Below are 19,256 nucleotides of genomic sequence, written 5' to 3' on the forward strand. Positions count from 1 at the left end.
AGGCCAGCACGATGGTGCGGTTGCCGGAGACCACCACCCGGCCCTCCGCGTGCCACTTCACCGCCCGGGACAGCGTCTGTGCCTCGGCGTCCGATCCCACGGCCACAAGATCCGCGGGGGTGTGGGCGTGGTTCACGGGAATCACGTCCTGCGCGATGATCGGGCCCTCGTCCAGGTCCGGGGTGACGTAGTGGGCGGTGGCCCCCACCATCTTGACGCCGCGCTCGTAGGCCTGGTGGTAGGGCTTCGCCCCCTTGAAGGACGGCAGGAACGAGTGGTGGATGTTGATGCAGCGTCCCGCGAGCTCCCGCGTGAGCTCATCCGAGAGGATCTGCATGTAGCGGGCCAGCACCACGAGCTCGGTGTCGTGGGCTGCCACGAGGCGCAGCAGCTCCGCCTCGGCCTGGGGCTTGGTGTCCCGGGTGACGGGCACGTGGTGGAAGGGCACGCCGTAGAAGTCCACGAGCGGGCGCAGATCCGTGTGGTTGGAGACCACGGCCACGATCTCCACGGGCAGCGAGCCCACGTGCGCCCGGTGCAGCAGGTCCGCCAGGCAGTGGGAGATCTTGGAGACCATCACCAGCACCCGGGTCTTCTTGCGGGCATCCACCAGCCGGAAGCGCATGTCGTGCTCCTGGGCCACCGGGCGGAAGCCCTCGATCAGCGACTCGGTGGTCACGGTGCCCGGCGCGCTGATGGTGTGGCAGCGGATGAAGAACCGGTCGTCGTGGCGGTCGGAGAAGTGCTTGACGTCGAAGATGTCGCAGCCCTGGCTGGTGAGGTTGGAGGCCACCGCGCTCACGAGGCCGTAGGCCTCGGGGCAGTGGGCGGTGAGGACGTGCTCGTCGGGCGTGGAGGGCTGGGCCGACATGAAGGGGATGCTCCTGGGGTCACGGGACGGATCGGTGGTCCGCGGGGCGGCAGGGCCGCGGCACCGTGGACCGGCGTCGATTTTATCGCCGGGACAGGGGCGTTATCGACCGGTGGCCGCGTGAGCGGACGGTAGGAGCCCGTCCGGCGCGGGGAGAGGTGCGCCTCTGTGAGAGAACCAGCGGCCACCGGCAGGCGATAACGCCTCAACGGGATCGAGCCGTGGGCTGAGCGGCTACCGACGCACAGCACCGGCCACAGTGCACCCCCCAGTGCAGGTGTGGCGGTTTCCCTGCGCGAAGTCTCCCGTTGCAGTGGTTCAGCGAACCACGAGTCCAGAATATCCGAATTTCACAGATGGCTCGGAGGCTGTGAAGAATCAAAGAACCGCTTTACCTACACGGGTACCCCCGCCCTTCGCGGGTGCGAGCGGTCCGAACGTCAAGAACCCCGCTGTGACTAGGGGAAACGCGGAAAGTAAATGATATCCCTACTATTTACCTCTGCGAATCGCCATATTTCTCGAGCCAAGCCGATGCACTTGTGGGCCCTAGAGGGGACAATACTTTCCGTGGACTGCGGCGATGCGCTTCGCGCCCGCGAGAGCGGGTCAGGCCACCCCGGTGTTGAACACGAGCCCCAGCAGGTAGGTGGCCACGGCCGCGCCGTAACCGATGCCCAGCTGCCGCAGGCCCCGCTTGAGCGGGGAGGCACCGGAGAGCAGACCCACGAAGCCCCCCGTGACCAGCAGGGCCATTCCCACGAGGACCATGGCCACGACCATGGCCACTCCGCCCGTGAGCCCGAAGATGTAGGGCAGGATCGGGATGATCGCTCCCGAGGCGAAGAAGCAGAAGCTGGACGCCGCCGCGCCCAGGTCCGTGCCGAGGGCCTCGTGCTCGCCGGAGCCCGCGGCGTCGTCGTCGCTCTCCTGTCCAGGGTCCGCGGCACGGCGGGCCTTCTCGTCCTGGAACGAGAGTGAGGGGTCGCAGTCGCAGTCGTAGTGGCCGAGTCGCTCCGCGGCACGGTGCTCCGCGGCCTCCTCGCTCATGCCGCGGGCCCGGTAGATGAGGGTGAGCTCGTTCTCGTCCAGGTCCAGGGACGGGGCGACCCGGAGGGTCACCTGGGTGGGCTGCGAGGCGCCCAGCAGCTCGCGCTGGGAGCGCACGGACACGTATTCGCCCGCCCCCATGGACAGCGCGCCCGCGAGCAGCCCCGCGATGCCCGAGAAGAGCACCATCGAGCTGGACGTGCCGGTGGCCCCCACGCCCATGACGAGTGCGAGGTTGGACACCAGGCCGTCGTTGGCGCCGAACACCGCGGCGCGGAAGTTCCCCGAGAGCCGGGTGCGGCCGTCGGTGGCCAGCGCCCGGATGATCTCCTCGTGCACGGCCTCGTCCGCGGCCATGGCCGCGGTGGCGTCGGGGTCCTCCCGGTATGGGGAGCGGGACTCGGCGCGCTGCAGCAGCGCCAGGACGAAGACCGAGCTGACGTGCTTGGCCAGGAACATCAGGATGCGCGCCTCCAGGCCGGGGCGGACGGTGCGCTGCGCGTGGGGTCCCAGGAGCCGGCGCCAGTGCTCCGCGTGGCGCCCCTCGCCCTCGGCCACCTGGTGCAGGATCTCCGCGTGGCGCCCGGTGCTGTGGCGGGCCAGGTGCTCGTAGGTCTGCGCCTCGGCAAGCTCGTCCGCGAGGTAGTGGCGCCACCTGCGGATCTGGGCGGGGGTCGGTTCGGCGGTTCCGGGCACGGGGGAGTGCGTGCTGGTGGGCTCAGGCATGTCTCCGGATCATACGCACGAGCCGTCACGGGTGATTTCGGGGCCCCGAAGCTCGGGTCGAGACGCGCGCCGTGGCCGCCACCGGCACCACGGGCCCGGTTCCCCTGATCACGCGCGCCGGGGAGCCGGGGCGCCGGACCCACGCTCTGGCTGAAGTGCCAACTCGCCGTGTGGTGCCGGTGGTGCGGCGCTCAGGGCTCCACGAGCGAGCGGATGTCCTGCGCGTCGAGGCTCGCGGAGAACACGCGGTCGTCGTCGAGCACCGCGGAGAAGAGGTCCGCCTTGCGGGTCTTCAGCTCCATGACCTTCTCCTCGATGGTGCCCTGCGCCACCATGCGGTAGACCATGACCTTCTGGGTCTGCCCGATCCGGTGGGTGCGGTCCACGGCCTGGTTCTCGGCGGCGGGGTTCCACCACGGGTCCAGGAGGAAGCAGTAGTCGGCCTCCGTGAGGTTGATGCCGAAGCCACCGGCCTTGAGGCTCACCAGGAACACGGGGGCCTTTCCGCTGCGGAACGTGTCCAGGGCCGCGGCGCGGTCCCGGGTGCTGCCGTCCAGGTAGGCGTAGGCGATCCCGGCCTCGTCCAGCCGCCGGGCCACGATCTTCAGGAAGCTCGTGAACTGGCTGAACACCAGGGGGCGGTGGCCCTCCTGCAGCAGCTGGGGGAGCTGCTCGAAGAGGACGTCCAGCTTGGAGGAGGCCGCGGTGGACTCGGGGTCCACCAGGGCGGGGTCCAGGGCGAGCATGCGCAGCGTGGTGAGGGACTGGAAGATCGTGAAGCGGTTCCTGTCGAAGTCGCGCAGCAGCCCCAGGATCTTGGCGCGCTCGCGCTGCAGCCGACGGTCGTACGCGGCTCGGTGCTCGGGGTTGAGCCCCACGGCCAGCACGTGCTCGAGCTTGGGTGGCAGCTGCAGGTCCACGTCCGCCTTGGAGCGGCGCAGCATGAACGGCCTCATGCGGGAGCGCAGCCGGGCCAGGGCGTCCGAGTCCATCGCACGTTCGATGGGCCGCTGGTAGTGCTCGGTGAAGCGCTTCTTGGACGGGAACAGCCCCGGTGCGGTCAGGGACAGCAGAGACCACAGCTCCGTAAGGCTGTTCTCCATGGGGGTGCCGGTGATGGCCAGGCGGGTGCGGGCCCTCAGGTTCTTCACGGCGCGGTAGGCCTTGGTCCGCGGGTTCTTCACGAACTGCGCCTCGTCCATGACCACGCCGGCCCACTCGACGCCGCGGTAGGCATCCGCGTCGAGACGGAGCAGGGCGTAGGAGGTCAGCACCACGTGCGAGTCCCGCGCGGCGTCGGCCACGGAGTCCTTGGTGCTGGTCAGCACGGTGGTCCGCAGCGACGGCGCGAAGCGCGTGAGCTCGGCCGACCAGTTGGCCACCACGGAGGTGGGGGCGATCACCAGGAACGGTGGCAGCCGGGGGTCGCGGGCCGCGGCGCGCAGCATGGCGGCGATGGTCTGCACGGTCTTGCCCAGCCCCATGTCGTCCGCGAGGATCCCGCCGAGGTCGTGCTCCCACAGGAAGCTCAGCCACCGGAACCCCTCGTACTGGTAGGGGCGCAGGGTGGCCCGCAGGGCCTCGGGCACGGAGGGCGACGGGATCTCGTCCAGGTGCGCCAGCGCGCGGACGCCCGTGCGCCACTGCTCCGCCTGCTGCGTGTCCGTGGCGAGGTCCTCGAACTGCTCCCAGAGGCTGGTCTGGTACCGGTTCAGGGCCAGGGGCGCGCTCTTGTCCTCCTGCAGGGTGCGGGCCTCGGCGATCAGCTCGCGCAGCCGGACGAACTCCGGGCGGTCCAGGGAGAACCAGGACCCGTCCCGCAGCAGCATCACGTCCTGGCCGCGGTCCAGGGCCTGGAAGATCTCCGAGAAGGGCAGGTAGTGCTCACCCACCTTCACGGTGACTCCCAGCCCGAACCAGTCGTGGTGCTCGGTGGGGGCGGTGGAGACGGTGATCTCGGTGGGCTCGGAGACCTCTCGGTAGGCGGGGGCACCACCGGTCTCCTCGATCCGCAGGTCCGGGATGCCGCGCAGCCGCGGCAGCCACTCCCGCAGCAGCGTGAGGGCGTCCTGGGCGGCGTAGGAGCTGCGTTTGACGTCCAGCTCCGGGACACGGCGGTGCACGGCCTGGACCATGGAGGACTCCCAGCGGGACTCCCGCGCCACGACCTCGTCCCCGAGCGGGTCCAGGGGCCGGAACGGCAGGCGCACGCGCTCCCTGCCCTTCTGGTACTCCCACTCCCACTCCACGCGCTCGGTGAGGTCGTCGTGGTGGACGGTCAGCACGAGCTCGGGATCTGCCACCTGCGGCAGCACCAGGGAGTCCTCCCCGGCGGTCACGTGCATGCTCTGGTGCAGCCGGGGGAAGTACGTCTCGAAGAACTCCTCCACCCCGTCCTGCGGGACCGTGAGGTCCTCCGCACGGTCCAGGAAGGAGCGCTGCTGCTGGTTGAGGCGGGTCCCCAGGGCCACCAGGTGCAGGGGGAAGCGGTTGAGGTCCTCGGCGTCCTCGAGCGCCGCAGGGGAGGCCTCGGGGTAGAACAGCCCGTGACCGGGCTGACCGATGATGTGGGCCCAGCGCAGGGGCACCTCGTGCTCGCCCACGATCAGCTGCGGGCGCAGGCTCAGCTCCCCGTGCTCGCCCGGGTCCACCCGCACCTCGAAGCGCCCCTCGTGCTCCAGCACCACGGGGGCTCCCGAGCCGCGGGACACGAGGGGGATGCCCAGGGCGTCGGCGCGCGACAGGATGGGCCACAGCAGGGGAGAGGTGTAGCGCTCCACGTGCAGCTGGTGGCGTTCGGCGGCGTAGCTGCCCCGGTGGGACTCGGACAGGGCGCGCAGCTCCTCGAACCAGTCCAGCTGCTCGGGGCCCAGCCGTCCCGCGCGGACGTGGGAGGCCAGGTTCCCCCAGTCGATGCCGCTCTGCACCCAGCCGCGGCGCCCGCGCAGCACGGGCCGCGCGGTCAGTGCGAGGGGCAGTTCCCCGAGTGAGCTCCGCCACGCCCTGGGGGCGCGGTTCTGCACGCGGGAGAGGTCCAGTTCGAGTGCGACGCCCGGGGCGTCGTCGGGGTCGGAGACCACGCGCTCCGAGGCGGTGCCGGGGACGATGCGGGAGAGTTCGCTGCGCCAGTCCGGGCCCCCACCCGGCATGCGGGCATCGGGGAACTGCGCGGCGTCACTCATGCGCACTACGGTACCGCCCGGTACGGACACGGCTGCGCGAGGGCCCGCGCGGAGGCGGCCCGGCGGCGTCGTGGGAATCTCCGCCCGGGCCCCCGTGGGACGGCACGGCCCGGACTCCTATACTCGAGGTGACTGTGACGACTGAAGCGCCCACGGCGCAGACGGAGGATTTGTGGCTGACGCTGCCGGTTTCCGCACGGGAGACCACGCGATTGCATCCGGACCCCAGGAAGTCGAGTACCTGCGCTGGAACGACGCCGTGGCGCGTGCGTTCTTCGGCCCCCGCGCGGCGGGGGAGCTCGTCCAGCTGGACCTGGACGAGAAGATGCTCGAGCAGATCGGTTCCGAATTCGGCCTGGACGGGCCGTCCACCCTGCGGGCGCTCGCGGACTCCGTGACGCCGCTGCTGGTCACGGACGGCTCCCGCCGCTCGATGTTCGACGCGTTCAACAAGCTCACCGAGGTCTGGTACCGGATGTCCCGGCGCCAGCTCGAGGACCTCACGAAGATTGGCCCGCCGCCGATCGTGGCGCTGCTGGCCCTGCTGTCCCTCGCGGGACGGCACATGTCCGCGCTCGCGGCCCGCACGGGCAAGAAGTCCGTGTCCACGTTCTACCTCCCGCTCGCGGTGCTGCTGCAGGCGGGGCAGGACAACGCCAAGGCCCTGGAGTCCTCGGTGCGCAAGGACTCGGAGACCTACTGGGACGCCCTGCGCTACTGGCTCGAGGCCTTCGACGGGCAGCTGGGCCTGCCCTCCGCGTACGCCGTGAACCACCGGCCCGTGGGCCTGGCGCTGTCCCAGACGCTGTTCGGCCCCTCGGAGCTGCGCCAGCTGCACCAGATGTTCGAGGACCTGGAGCTCACCACGGCGCAGGGCATGAGCGCGCAGGAACTCGGGATCTACATCGACTTCTGGCTGGACATCGCGGACACGGACGCCTCCAAGTCCATGCGCAGCATCTGGTCCAACCCGCTCACCCGCGACCCTGCGCTGCAGGTGGCACTCGCCCAGCTCGCCGCGTGGGAGTCCTCCCCGGACGACGACGCCGCCGCGGCCACCCGAGGCTCACGGCACCTGGGCTCGCGCAGCCCGGGCCTGTCCCTCACGGACGGCACGGACTACGTGGGCAACCCGGTCTACGAGCTGGGCTTCGTGGTGCCCAAGCGGCTGGTCCCCGGCCGTGAGGTGGACCTGGCCACCACCGCCGGCCCGCGGACCATGTTCCTGAACTACATCGGGGACGCGTTCCTGGGGATCTCCGCCTACAGCGCCCGCATGACCAGCGACACCCTGCTCTCGGGCCAGCTGACCGTGACCGCGGGGGAGCTCACGCTCACCCGCAACCCGCGGCCCGTGGTGGTCTTCGCCAAGGACGCGTACTCGGACACCTTCCTGTCCGTGGACCACGTCCCCACGGCGTGGCCGTGCCGGATCATGGTCCGCAACGAGCCCGAGTGGGTCGAGCAGGTCCGTGCCATCCTGGACGATTCCGCCTCCCCGGACTACCGCGTGGTGGGGCCGGGGGAGAACGGCGTGGCCGAGGGCTGGGTGCTCTTCGACGACGTCCAGGTGCTGCGCGCGGGCGATCCCGCGCTCACGGTCAACGACAACTTCTCCGCCCTGGTGCCCCGCCTGGTGCCGGCCATGACGCTGTCCGGCGGGCTGCGCATCCCGGGGGACGTGGAGCGGTTCTCGGCGCTGCGCCCGCCGCAGCTCACCGTGACCTCCGACAGCGACGACCCCCTGAGCGTGGAGTGCGAGTGGCGCAACCCGCACTCGTTCAAGCTCACGAGCACCAAGCTGACCGCACCGCGCGTGCCCCCGTTCCAGGTGAGCCTGGGCGCCACCGAGCTGGCCACCGAGCACGGTCACCTCAAGCCCAACGACTACACCCTGGTGCTGCGCTCCGGGCGCACCGTCAAGCAGCGGCTCGAGTTCCGGGTCCGGGACAGCTCCTACTACATCACGCAGCGCTCCCTGGGCTACGAGGGTGAGATGGTGCACGTGGCCGAGGAGACCCTGTGGCCCGTCACCGCCGTCACCCGGGACGAGATCCCGGACGAGTACGTCCAGGGCTCGTTCGACAACATGACCCCCCACGAGGCCGAGCTGCCGGAGGCCGAGGTGCCCGAGGTCGCGGGCTGGGAGTCCGCGGAGGGGCAGATGTTCCCCGAGCGCAGCAACGAGCTGCCCACCGCACCAGACGTCTCCTGCATGGTCACGGGCAAGCACAAGGTGATCCTGCCGCCCATGGACCCCAAGGCCAAGGCGCCCTGGGTGTTCGGGCGGTGCACGTTCTGCGGGCTCACCAAGCGCTACCCCGGCCGCCTCACCAAGCTTTCGGCGGTGGGGCAAACCGGTTCGGTGGAGGCCCTGCAGTTCATCGGCCCCGAGGAGGGGGAGTACCCCGGTTCGTGGGCACCCTTCAAGGACATGCTCACGTTCCTGGGCGGCGGCAAGCGCTCGAGCCTGTCGATCGTGGCGCGCCAGCTGGAGGACTCCGAGAGGTTCGAGGAGTGGTTCGTGGGCCACCTCCAGGCCCTGGGGTTCCTGGAGACCATCCGGGACGAGAACTGGACGGTGCGCCGCTGGCAGGTCTGCTCCCCGGCACTGACCCAGCTGGTGGACGGCTCCGTGCTGCTCACGGGCGGGTGGAAGGCCGAGCAGGAGGAGGCCGTGACCCGCGCCGTGGCGGCCCAGGGCGGTGAGGTGGTCGTGCTCTCGCCCGAGGACCACGCCACCACCATGCTGGTGGACGTGGACCTCGACTCCCTGGGCCGGATGCTGCCCGAAGGGATGTGCGACGTGGTGTACGACGCCGGGCCGGTCATGCTCGACACCCTCCCGCCGCTGTCCTCGGTGGTGGCCGGGCTGCCGCTGCGCGAGATGCAGTACAACGGGGTGGCGGAGAAGTTCGTGCCCGCAGACGCCACGTGGGAGGCCACGGAGGACCGCAACACCCCCGGGCTGTACCGGATCAACCACCACCACAAGACGCGCTACGTGTTCCGCACGGCGGAGGACGTGGAGTCCGGCCACGGCCGGCAGGTGTCCTCGGGGCTGGGCAAGCACCTGGCCGCTCGGGAGCTGGGGACCGCCCTGGTCAGCCACGACCCCGAGCTGCGGCTGCTCTCCGTTCCGATCGGAGCCGCCCTGCCGGGGCTGTACGCCCGCGCCGCGGTGCTGTGCTCCGGTCTGCTGCCCACGCTCGTGGACGAGGACTTCTCCCTGAACTACGGGGACGTCTCCGAGGAGTTCGCGAGCGCGCTCGTGGCCAAGCTGCTCGGATGACGGAGACCGGGCGGGGCGCGGATGTGCCCTCGCCCGAGGCCTGTCCTAAGGTGGGAGGGCCGAAAATTTGCTACTTATCGGTAACACGACGCATCGACCCCGGGTCGCCCAACGTCCGACCCAGACGTGAGTTCGTTCCCATGAGTGAGTCCTCGACCCCGCCCTCGTCCGCAGCCGGCGCCACGCCGGTCACCTCCGCAGCCAGCTCCGGCACCGCCCGGCTGCCCGTCAACTGGCGTGTCCTGATCGCGGCGGCCGTGGTCATCATCGGCCTGTCCGCGTGGGCCATTGCCGCCCCTGAGCAGGCCGACGCCGTGATCGGCGGCGTCGTGGCGTGGGTGGCCTCCAACCTGGGATGGTTCTACATCCTCACCGCCACGGTCGTGATCGGCTTCGTGATCATGGTGGCCGCGAGCCGCGGCGGCAAAGTCCGCATGGGCCCCGACCACGCGCGGCCGCAGTTCAACATGTTCACGTGGACCGCGATGCTCTTCGCCGCGGGCATCGGCGTGGACCTCATGTTCTTCTCGGTCTCCGAGCCCGTCAGCCAGTACTTCGCGCCGCCCTCGGGGGAGGGAGAGAGCCTGGAGGCGGCACGGCAGGCGGTCGTGTGGACCCTGTTCCACTACGGCATCACCGGCTGGGCCATGTACGCCCTGATGGGCATGGCCTTCGGCTACTTCGCGTACCGCTTCGGCATGCCGCTCAGCATCCGCTCGGCGCTCTACCCGATCCTGGGCAAGCGCATCCACGGCGTGGCCGGCGACGCCGTGGACACCGCCGCGCTGCTGGGCACCGTCTTCGGCGTGGCCACCTCCCTGGGAATCGGCGTGGTGCAGCTGAACTACGGGCTGAAGTCCCTGTTCGGCGTTCCCGAGAACCTCGCCGTGCAGACGGCCCTGATCGCGGTGGGCGTGGGCATGGCCGTGGTCTCGTGCGTGTCCGGCGTGGACAAGGGGATCCGGCGGCTGTCCGAGCTGAACATCGTGCTGGCGATCGGGCTCATGCTCTACGTCCTGCTCGCGGGCCGCACGTCGTTCCTGCTGGACGCCATCGTGATGAACGTGGGGGACTTCATCTCCAGCTTCCCGGGAATGACCCTGGACACGTTCGCCTACGAGGCGCCGCAGGAGTGGATGAGCGCCTGGACGCTGTTCTTCTGGGCGTGGTGGATCGCGTGGGCGCCCTTCGTGGGGCTGTTCCTGGCCCGGATCTCCCGCGGCCGCACCCTGCGCCAGTTCGTGGTGGGCACCATGACCGTGCCGTTCACCTTCATCCTGCTGTGGATCTCGATCTTCGGGAACTCGGCACTGGACCTCGTGGTGGGCGGCAACACGGAGTTCGGCGAGGTGGCCATGAACACCCCGGAGCGCGCGTTCTACTCGCTGCTGGAGCAGTACCCCGGTGCCACGATCGCCGCCTCGATCGCCACCTTCACGGGCCTGCTCTTCTACGTGACGTCCGCGGACTCCGGGGCGCTCGTGATGAGCAACTTCACGTCCCGCATCGACGACCCCAACCAGGACGGCCCCAAGTGGCTGCGGGTGTTCTGGGCCGTGGGCACGGGTGTGCTGACCCTGGCCATGCTCCTGGTGGGCGGTGTGACCACGCTGCAGAACGCCACCCTGATCATGGGCCTGCCGTTCTCCGTGGTGATGTACCTGATCATGGTGGGGCTGTGGCGGGCCCTGCGCGTTGAGGTCAGCACCGCCGAGTCCGGTGCGGTGGCCAGCCGCTCGGCCGTGGCCGGGCGCACCGGCCGGGACACGCACTGGCGGGCACGGCTGTCCCGGCTGGGCAGCTATCCCGGCGCCCGCGCCGCCCAGCGCTACGTCAAGGACGTGGCCGCTCCCGCGCTGGACACGCTCGCCGCGGAGCTGCGCGGGTCCGGGGCTGCGGTCACCGTGGTCACCGACCCGGTCGAGGAGAACCCGTCCCTTCAGCAGGTGTGCCTGTCGGTGGACCTGGCCCCGGAGCGGGACTTCGTCTACCGGGTGCACCCGGTGGCGTTCCCCACCCCCGGCTTCGGCGGGTTCCGCACCAATCCGGACTCGGACCGCTACTACCGCCTGGAGGTCTTCACGGCCACGGGCTCCCTGGGCTACGACGTCCTGGGCTACACCGCCGAGCAGCTCATCAACGACGCACTGGACTGCTACGAGCGTCACCTGGAATTCATCCGGCTCAACCACGAGCACCCGGGCAGCACCCAGATCGGCCTTCCCTCGGCCGAGACCGGTGCCCCGGTGAACAGCTCCCCGACCAAGGAGGACAACGCATGAGCACCACCCTGTACATCGACGGCCGGTGGGTCCCCGCCCAGCAGGGCGGCACCCGCACGATCACGTGCCCCGCGGACGGCACCGAGGTGGCCGTCGTCGCCGAGGCCACCCGCGAGGACACCGAGCGCGCGATCGCCGCGGCCCGCGTGGCCTTCGACGACGGCCGCTGGTCCGGCGTGCCCGCACCTGAGCGCGGACAGTTCCTGCTGCGCGTGGCCACCCGGCTGCGAGAGCGCGCGGACGAGTTCGCCCGGGCCGAGTCCCTCGACACCGGCAAGCGGATCGAGGAGTCTCAGCAGGACATGGTGGACATCGCCAACTGCTTCGACCACTTTGGCAGGATCGCCGCGGACGACGCCGGACGCGTCGTCGACGCCGGGGACCCGGACGTGGTGAGCCGCGTGGTCCACGAGCCCGTGGGCGTGTGCGGTCTCATCACCCCGTGGAACTATCCCCTGCTGCAGGCGGCGTGGAAGATCGCGCCGGCGCTCGCGGCGGGCAACACCTTTGTGCTCAAGCCCGCGGAGCTCACCCCGCACACCGCGATCCTCATGATGCAGGTGCTCGAGGAGCTCGAGCTGCCGGCGGGCGTGGCCAACCTCGTGCTGGGCGCCGGAGCGGAGGCGGGCGCGCCGCTGTCCTCGGACCCCCGCGTGGATCTCGTGTCCTTCACCGGCGGTCTCGTCACGGGCCGCGTGATCGCCCGCGAGGCCGCGGCCACCGTCAAGAAGGTGGCCCTGGAGCTGGGCGGGAAGAACCCCAACGTGGTCTTCGCGGACGCGGACTACGACGCCGCCCTGGACAACGCCCTGAACGCGGCGTTCGTGCACTCGGGGCAGGTGTGCTCCGCGGGGGCGCGCTTGGTGGTCGAGGAGTCCATCGCGGAGCGCTTCGTGGACGACCTCGTGGCGCGTGCCGAGGGCATCCGACTGGGCGGCCCGTTCGACGAGAAGGCCGAGACCGGCGCGCTGATCTCCGCCGCGCACCGTGACAAGGTGCACGCCTACGTGGAGCACGCCCGGGAACAGGGCGCGCGGGTCCGCTGCGGTGGCCGCTTTGCCGAGGGCCCCTCCGCGGACGGCTCCCTGCAGCTGGAGGACGGTTTCTTCTACCTGCCCACGGTGATCGACCAGTGCACCCCGGACATGGACTGCGTGCACGACGAGGCCTTCGGCCCCACCGTGACCGTGGAGACCTTCCGGACCGAGGAGGAGGCCGTGGCGATCGCCAACGACACCCACTACGGCCTGGCCGGCGCCGTGTGGACCCAGGACGCCGGGAAGTCCCAGCGCGTGGCCGGGAAACTGCGCCACGGCACCGTGTGGATCAACGACTTCCACCCCTACCTGCCCCAGGCGGAGTGGGGCGGCATGAAGCAGTCCGGCGTGGGCCGCGAGCTCGGCCACGACGGGCTGGGGGAGTACCAGGAGACCAAGCACGTCTACCAGAACGTCCGCCCCGCCGTCACCGGCTGGTTCGCGCAGCACTGAGCGCACCGCGGGGTCCACCGGGGCACGACGCCGCCACGGCGCAGGCGCGCACGCACGGAACCTCGGCGCGCTGAGCCGCCCGCTGGGCGGTCTCGCGCCCCCGAACACCTCACCGGCACCGACGCCGCGGTCCCGCACCGCGGCGTCGGGCACCCACCGAAGGGAGAAGGCATGACCGAGAAGAACACCATCGCCGAGTACGACTACGTGGTCGTGGGAGCAGGATCCGCAGGGGCGGTCGTCGCCGCCCGCCTGAGCGAGGACCCGGACGTCACCGTGGCCCTGCTCGAGGCCGGCGACCACGACGCCGGGTACCCGGAGGTCCTGCAGCTCAACCGCTGGATGGAGCTGCTGGAGTCCGGCCACGACTGGGACTACCCGCTGGAGGAGCAGGAGAACGGCAACTCCTTCATGCGCATGGCCCGTGCCAAGGTGCTGGGCGGGTGCTCGTCCCACAACTCGTGCATCGCGTTCTGGGCGCCGTCCGAGGACCTGGACGAGTGGGAGACGAAGCACGGGGCGGAGGGCTGGAACTCCGAGCTGGCGTTCCGGCTGTACCAGAAGCTCGAGAACAACGAGGACCCGGGCGCCCACCACGGCCACGACGGGCCCGTGCGGCTGCGCAACGTGCCCCCGGCGGATCCGAGCGGCGTCGCCCTGCTGGACGCCGCCGAGCAGGCCGGGATCCCCCGCGCGGACTTCAACACCGGCAAGACCGTGACCCAGGGAGCCAACTTCTTCCAGATCAGCGCCCGGGAGGACGGCACCCGCTCCTCCTCCTCCGTGAGCTACCTGCACCCCGCGCAGGACCGGGAGAACCTCACGATCCTCACCGGCACGCAGGTCAAGCGCGTGCTGTTCGACGAGGACCGCCGTGCGACCGGCGTGGAGGTCACCGACAATGCGTTCGGCAAGGCGCACACCATTTCCGCGCGCCGCGAGGTGGTCGTCTCCGCCGGGGCGATCGACACCCCCAAGCTGCTCATGCTCTCCGGCATCGGCCCCGCCGAGCACCTGGCCGAGGTGGGCGTGGACGTCCTGGTGGACTCCCCGGGCGTGGGCTCGCACCTGCAGGACCACCCGGAGGCGGTGATCCAGTGGGAGGCGAAGAAGCCCATGGTGGAGGACTCCACCCAGTGGTGGGAGATCGGCGTCTTCGACCAGGTGGACGAGGGCCTGGACCGTCCGGACCTGATGATGCACTACGGCAGCGTGAACTTCGACATGCACACCTACCGGCAGGGCTACCCCACAGCGGACAACGCGTTCTGCCTGACCCCGAACGTCACGCACGCCCGCTCCCGCGGCACCGTGCGGCTGCGCACCCGGGACTTCCGCGACAAGCCCCGCGTGGATCCCCGCTACTTCACGGATCCCGAGGGCTACGACATGCGGATCATGACGGCGGGCATCCGCCGGGCCCGCGAGATCGTGGCGCAGCAGGGCATGTCCGAATGGGCCGGGAAGGAGCTCTTCCCGGGCGAGGACGTGCAGAGCGACGAGGAGATCGCGGACTACATCCGCCGCACCCACAACACGGTGTACCACCCCGCGGGCTCGTGCCGCATGGGCCCGGTGGAGGACGCGGACTCGCCGCTGGACCCCCAGCTGCGGGTCAAGGGCGTCACCGGGCTGCGTGTGGCGGACGCCTCCGTGATGCCGGAGCTCGTGACCGTGAACCCCAACATCACGGTCTACATGATCGGTGAGCGCGCCGCCGAGCTGATCGCCGAGGAGCGGCAGGGCACAGGGCGCTGATCCGCCCGCTCCCTGACACGATCTGGGGCCCGGCACCGTGCGCGGTTCGCGCGTGGTGCCGGGCCCCAGTGGTGATCGAGTGCCGGTGCTGTTCAGGTGGCAACGGTCCGCCGGAGCGCCCTTGCCCCGGTGGGAGTGGCTCAGGCCGGCAGCGGCTCCAGCTTGAAGAAGGGCATGCCTCCGGTCACCCGGGAGGCTCCCGGCACGAGGAGGCGACGGTACTTGGCGCACCACTGGCCCCGGCCGCGCGTGTGCTGGGTGGCGAGCGCGAGCTCACGGACGTCCTCGGTGCGGAAGGATCGCTCGTGTCCGTCCGCCCCGGTGAGGGAGACGAGCTGGTGGGCGACGTCTGCGCGGACGGTGACGTCCACCCACTGCTCGCGGGACTCGGTCCCGGCGTCGGTGCCGTGCGATGGTCGCTGTGCTGTGCTGTTCATGGTGTGTGGCCTTCTGTGCTTTCTGGCTGCTTGCCGGAGCCACGCGTGTGACCCGGCCTCTTCGTCATCCAATCCACCCCTGGACCGAGGGTTGGCGTGCGCCGAGTTGGAGCTCGGGGTGCGTAGGGGCGTGTCCGCCCTCGCGCAGGCGCATCTCGTGAAGATGGTTCGAGCGTAGCCAGGCGGTCCGGGCGCGAGCCAGGGACCGGCCGGGAATGTCATCAAAACTTAACCAAGGCACCCCGTGAGACCCGGATCACGGGGTGTCGGGATACAGATGTGGTCGACATCACCGCAATCGCGGTCCGGGAGGGGTCGGCGAGGCGCACGTGCGGCACCGAGAAGCATCTGCCGTGCGCTGGGGATGCTCACGGGGAACCCGCGGATCCCGTCCGCTCGAGGCTGGATCCGGCACGTGCCCGGAGACGGCGGGCGTTGACCGTGCGGGCCCGTTCGTAGTGCTCGACCAGCTGGTCGCACACCCCGGTCCACGTGCGCGGCTGGACCGTGCGGTGGGCGGTGCGGGCGAACGCGAGGCGCTTGGCGTCGTCGCCCACGAGGTCCCGGACGCGCTCGCGCAGCTGCTCGGTGTCCCCGGGGCGGTAGAGCCACCCGGTGCGGGAGGAGTCCACGAGGTCCAGGGGACCGCCGCGGCCCACGGCCACCACGGGCACGCCGGAGGCCATGGCCTCCTGGATGGTCTGGCAGAAGGTCTCGTGCTCGCCCGGGTGGACGAACACGTCCAGGGAGGCCATGGCGGTGGCGAGCTCCGTGCCCGTGAGAAATCCCTCGAAGTGGGCGTTGGGCAGCAGCGCCCGCAGGGACTCCTTCTCGGGGCCCGAGCCGATGACGACCACGCGGGTGTCCGGCAGCGAGTCCAGCACCACCAGGTCCGAGACCTGCTTCTCCGGGGCGAGCCGGCCCACGTAGCCCACGAGGCGCCGGCCGCCGCCCACGCGCTCCCGCCACGCGTGGTCCCGCAGCTCGGGACGGAAGCGGGCCGTGTCCACGCCGCGGCGCCACATGTGCACCCGCTGGACCCCGTGCTCGTGGAGCGCGGCAATGGATGCCGTGGAGGGCGCCAGGGTGAGCGTGGCGGTGTTGTGCATGGTGCGCACGTGGGACCACATGGCCTTCTCCAGCACCGGGGCCCCGTAGCGGGCGGCGTAGCCGGGGACGTCCGTCTGGTACACGGCCACGCACGGAAGCCCGAGGCCGCTGGCGGCCTGGATGGCCTGCCAGCCCAGGATGAAGGGGGAGGCCACGTGCACGACGTCCGGCGCGAACCGGTTCAGGATGCGCTGCATGCGGGCGACGCTGCAGCTGGCCACACGGACCTCCGGGTACCCCGCCAGGGGCAGGGACGGGATGCGCTCGATGCGCACGCCGTCCACGTGGTCCACGGAGCCCAGGAAGAGGGTCTTCTCGTACGAGGGGGCAATCACCGTGGCCTCGTGGCCGCGGTCGCGGAGGTACTCCAGGACGCGGATGACGGAGTGGGTGACGCCGTTGACGTGGGGGAGGAACTGTTCGGCCACCAGTGCGATTCTCACGGTTCCCACGGTGGGGGCCGCGCCCCACCGCAGCGTCACCCCACGGTGGCCCGCGGGTGAAATCCGGGCGAACACCGCTGCCCTGGCGGACGGCGCGGGCGTGGGAGGATGGGAGGGATGAAACTTCCCTCTGTGCCCGGCGCCGTCTCGGGCGTACGCGACCGCTGGCGGGCCCGCGGCTCCTCCGCCGCCCAGGACCCGACCGAGCCCCGCCCCGGACGCGGGGACGACGGCATCCCCATGCCCCTCCCGCTGCAGGGGGTCATCGAACTCCTGGTGGTGGCCGCGGTGAGTCTGCTGCTGGGTGCCCTCCTGCTCGGCGCCGTCTGGGCCGCGGGCGGCTCGGACACCCTCGGTGCCGGGGGCAGCCTGCGGCTCGCGGGCCAGGTGTGGCTGCTGTCCCACGGGGCTCCGCTGTCCATCCAGGCCGTCGAGGGTCTGTCGCTCGCGGGTGGCACCGTCACGCTGGTGCCGCTGGGCCTCACCCTGATCCCGTTCGGCCTCTCGGTGGTTGCCGGACGACGGATCGCCCGGGCGTGCTGGCGCGGCCAGTTCCTGCTGCCGTTCGCCGCGGGCATGGTCGGCTACGCAGTGTTCGGCGCACTCGTGGGGCTGCTCAGCCGCACAGAGGAGGTCTCGGTGGACCTCGTGGCCGCGGCATTCTGCCCCCTCGTTCCCGTGGGGCTGGGAACCCTGGTGGGCGGCTGGAGCGTGTCCCGCTCCCTCGCGGCCGTCCTCGGAGCCGACGCCGCGTCCTGGCTGCAGCGCACGAGCCAGTACTCCCGGTGGGCCGGTTCCTACGTGTGGGCCGTGATCCGCGCGGGCTTCCTGGCCGCCGTGGCCGCCGTGGCGGGGGGTGCGCTGCTGCTCGCGGCGGCTCTCGCCTGGAACTGGGACGCCGTCATCGCCGTCTACCAGAACCTCGGCACGGATCCCGCGGGAGACACCGCCCTGACCGCGCTGCAGCTGGGGTACCTGCCCAACATGGTGGTCTGGGCGCTCGCCTGGGCCACGGGCGCGGGATTCTCCCTGGGGGCGGGGACCACCACGTCCCCGTTCCAGACCGTGCTCGGCCCCCTTCCCGAGGTGCCTGTGCTCGCGGCCGTGCCCACCGGCGACCCGTGGGCCTTTGCCCCGGGGGTGCTGGCCATTCCGGTGATCGCCGGTCTGCTCGCGGGCTGGTGGTTCTGCCGGGAGGGGGAGAACCACCTGGACGACTGGATGGCCATCCGCCTGCCCCTGCGCTGGATCACGTTCCTGCTCTCCACCGTGCTGACCGTCGTGTTCATCGCGGCGGTGGGCGCCGGGCTGGTCTCGGTGCTCGCGTGGCTGTCCCACGGCTCGCTGGGCATCGGCCGGCTCACGGACGTCGGCCCCCACGCCGGGTCCGTCTTCCTGTGGCTGGGCGCCGAGCTCGCGGTGGGCGCCGCCGTGGGCTACCTGCTCGGCCCCTGGCTGGAGCACGAGGGCTACCGCTCCCGGGCGCGGGCCACCGCGGACGACGACGCCGCCCCGGCCCCCGACGATCCGCACCGTTCAGGCACCCCGACCATGGACCCCATGGACCCCATGGACCCCACGGGTGCGGACGAAGCCGCCGAAGAGCCCGTGGACGCGCCCGCCGCAACCGGAGCACGACGCTGGCGCCTGGGGGGACGCGGGAACCAGGCGCAGCCCACCTCGCAGGACCACGCGGCGTCGGTCGCCACCGGCGGGGAGGACGCGGACCGTACCGCGGGACGCGCTCTCGACGGCCCCTCGGAGCCTCGTGGAGGGGGCCCCCGGCGGCCCGTGACCGCAACGGCGCCCCGAAAGCTGTCTGCCACGGCCGGTCGGTCCGGGGAGGAGCCACCACGTGCCGGGCGCCAAACCAGCGGGTCCACTGTGGTGTCGCGGGGATCTGAGACCGAGGACAGGCCCGCGGTGTCCGCGCGGGAGGAGGCCAAGCGGCGTCGTGCCGAGCGCCGCTCCGCCAAGCGCAAGGCCGCGCGGCTCGCCGCGATGGACCGGGAGAACGAGCGCTAGCTTCACCCAGGCAGGACCCGCGGCCCCGCCGGGCGCGTCAGGTCGAGGGTGTGCCGGACGGGGTGCCCGACGCCGCGCTCGACGGGGCGGCGGTGGGGGACCCGGTGCCGGTGCTCGTCGCGGACGGCGAGGGCGACGACGAGGTGGACGCGGACGGACCGGGCGAGGGCTGCTGCGTGGGGAAGCCGGTCTCCACGGGATCGCCCGAGAGGTGGCGCCACACGTTGTCGGTGAGCTGCTGCTGGCACTGGGACGTGGAGGACAGTGTGAGCGCCCGGTCCGTGCACTCCTGGAACGCCTCGGACGCCGGCCACACGAGCAGCCGGCTGCCGCCGCCGAAGGCGTTGAGCGTGCCCCACAGGATTGCGATGACCGACAGGGAGATCACCAGCGGCCGGACCGCGGAACCCCGCAGCCGCGCGAGGGCCACGACGCCCAGGACCGCACCCGCGACGGCCAGGACGATCCCGAGGACCGTGGCCCAGACGTCACCGCTCACGAAGGCGGAGGCCAGCACGGCCAGCCCGGCCGCGGTGGCGGCGAGCTTGACGCGCGCGGCGTCTGCGGCGGAACGGCCCGAGGGGTCGGGG

The 19,256-nt window shown here is 71.3% G+C and carries 11 protein-coding genes; 5 read left to right on the forward strand and 6 right to left on the reverse strand.

Features of this window, described 5'->3' with window-relative positions; all coding sequences use genetic code 11:
• The 3 genes from purU to QL985_RS09230 form a co-directional block, all read right to left on the reverse strand.
• The coding region (purU, locus tag QL985_RS09220; protein ID WP_039100880.1) for a formyltetrahydrofolate deformylase at window positions 1-871 on the reverse strand (871 nt) is incomplete at its 3' end.
• A 609-nt stretch (window positions 872-1,480) separates the two neighbouring features.
• A complete protein-coding gene (locus QL985_RS09225; RefSeq protein ID WP_144803003.1) occupies window positions 1,481-2,647 on the reverse strand; it encodes a VIT1/CCC1 family protein in 1,167 nt (388 codons plus the stop codon).
• A gap of 191 nt (window positions 2,648-2,838) precedes the next feature.
• Window positions 2,839-5,829, reverse strand: coding sequence for a DEAD/DEAH box helicase (locus tag QL985_RS09230; RefSeq protein WP_144803000.1), 2,991 nt, complete (start codon window positions 5,827-5,829; stop codon window positions 2,839-2,841).
• Between the two features lie 172 nt (window positions 5,830-6,001).
• Between QL985_RS09230 and QL985_RS09235 the strand changes: the two genes are divergently transcribed.
• The 4 genes from QL985_RS09235 to QL985_RS09250 all read left to right on the forward strand — a co-directional run bounded on the left by QL985_RS09235 (window position 6,002) and on the right by QL985_RS09250 (window position 14,651).
• Entirely contained in the window at window positions 6,002-9,121 is a 3,120-nt protein-coding gene (locus QL985_RS09235) for a hypothetical protein (RefSeq protein ID WP_144802997.1), read from the forward strand.
• Window positions 9,122-9,261: 140 nt separating this feature from the next.
• A complete protein-coding gene (betT, locus tag QL985_RS09240) occupies window positions 9,262-11,403 on the forward strand; it encodes a choline BCCT transporter BetT (protein WP_144802994.1) in 2,142 nt (713 codons plus the stop codon).
• A complete protein-coding gene (locus QL985_RS09245) occupies window positions 11,400-12,893 on the forward strand; it encodes an aldehyde dehydrogenase family protein (RefSeq protein WP_059280821.1) in 1,494 nt (497 codons plus the stop codon). The genes betT and QL985_RS09245 overlap by 4 nt, the downstream gene beginning before the upstream one ends.
• A gap of 171 nt (window positions 12,894-13,064) precedes the next feature.
• Window positions 13,065-14,651, forward strand: coding sequence for a GMC family oxidoreductase N-terminal domain-containing protein (locus QL985_RS09250; RefSeq protein WP_059280822.1), 1,587 nt, complete (start codon window positions 13,065-13,067; stop codon window positions 14,649-14,651).
• A 140-nt stretch (window positions 14,652-14,791) separates the two neighbouring features.
• On the opposite strand, the gene QL985_RS09255 is transcribed toward QL985_RS09250, so the two are convergent.
• Window positions 14,792-15,088, reverse strand: coding sequence for a hypothetical protein (locus tag QL985_RS09255; protein ID WP_019310221.1), 297 nt, complete (start codon window positions 15,086-15,088; stop codon window positions 14,792-14,794).
• A gap of 368 nt (window positions 15,089-15,456) precedes the next feature.
• Window positions 15,457-16,641 (reverse strand): glycosyltransferase family 1 protein, encoded by a 1,185-nt coding sequence (locus QL985_RS09260; RefSeq protein ID WP_047978108.1) that lies wholly within the window; start codon window positions 16,639-16,641, stop codon window positions 15,457-15,459.
• A gap of 117 nt (window positions 16,642-16,758) precedes the next feature.
• Here QL985_RS09260 and QL985_RS09265 point away from each other — a divergent pair, with 117 nt between their 5' ends.
• Complete coding sequence (locus tag QL985_RS09265) at window positions 16,759-18,666, forward strand: DUF6350 family protein (RefSeq protein WP_235586576.1); 1,908 nt, start codon at window positions 16,759-16,761, stop codon at window positions 18,664-18,666.
• A 37-nt stretch (window positions 18,667-18,703) separates the two neighbouring features.
• Here QL985_RS09265 and QL985_RS09270 read toward each other — a convergent pair.
• A partial coding sequence (locus QL985_RS09270; RefSeq protein ID WP_290147755.1) for a hypothetical protein occupies window positions 18,704-19,256 on the reverse strand: 553 nt, incomplete at its 5' end.

It is taken from the genome of Kocuria sp. APC 4018 (assembly GCF_030407675.1).
GTDB lineage: Bacteria > Actinomycetota > Actinomycetes > Actinomycetales > Micrococcaceae > Kocuria > Kocuria rhizophila.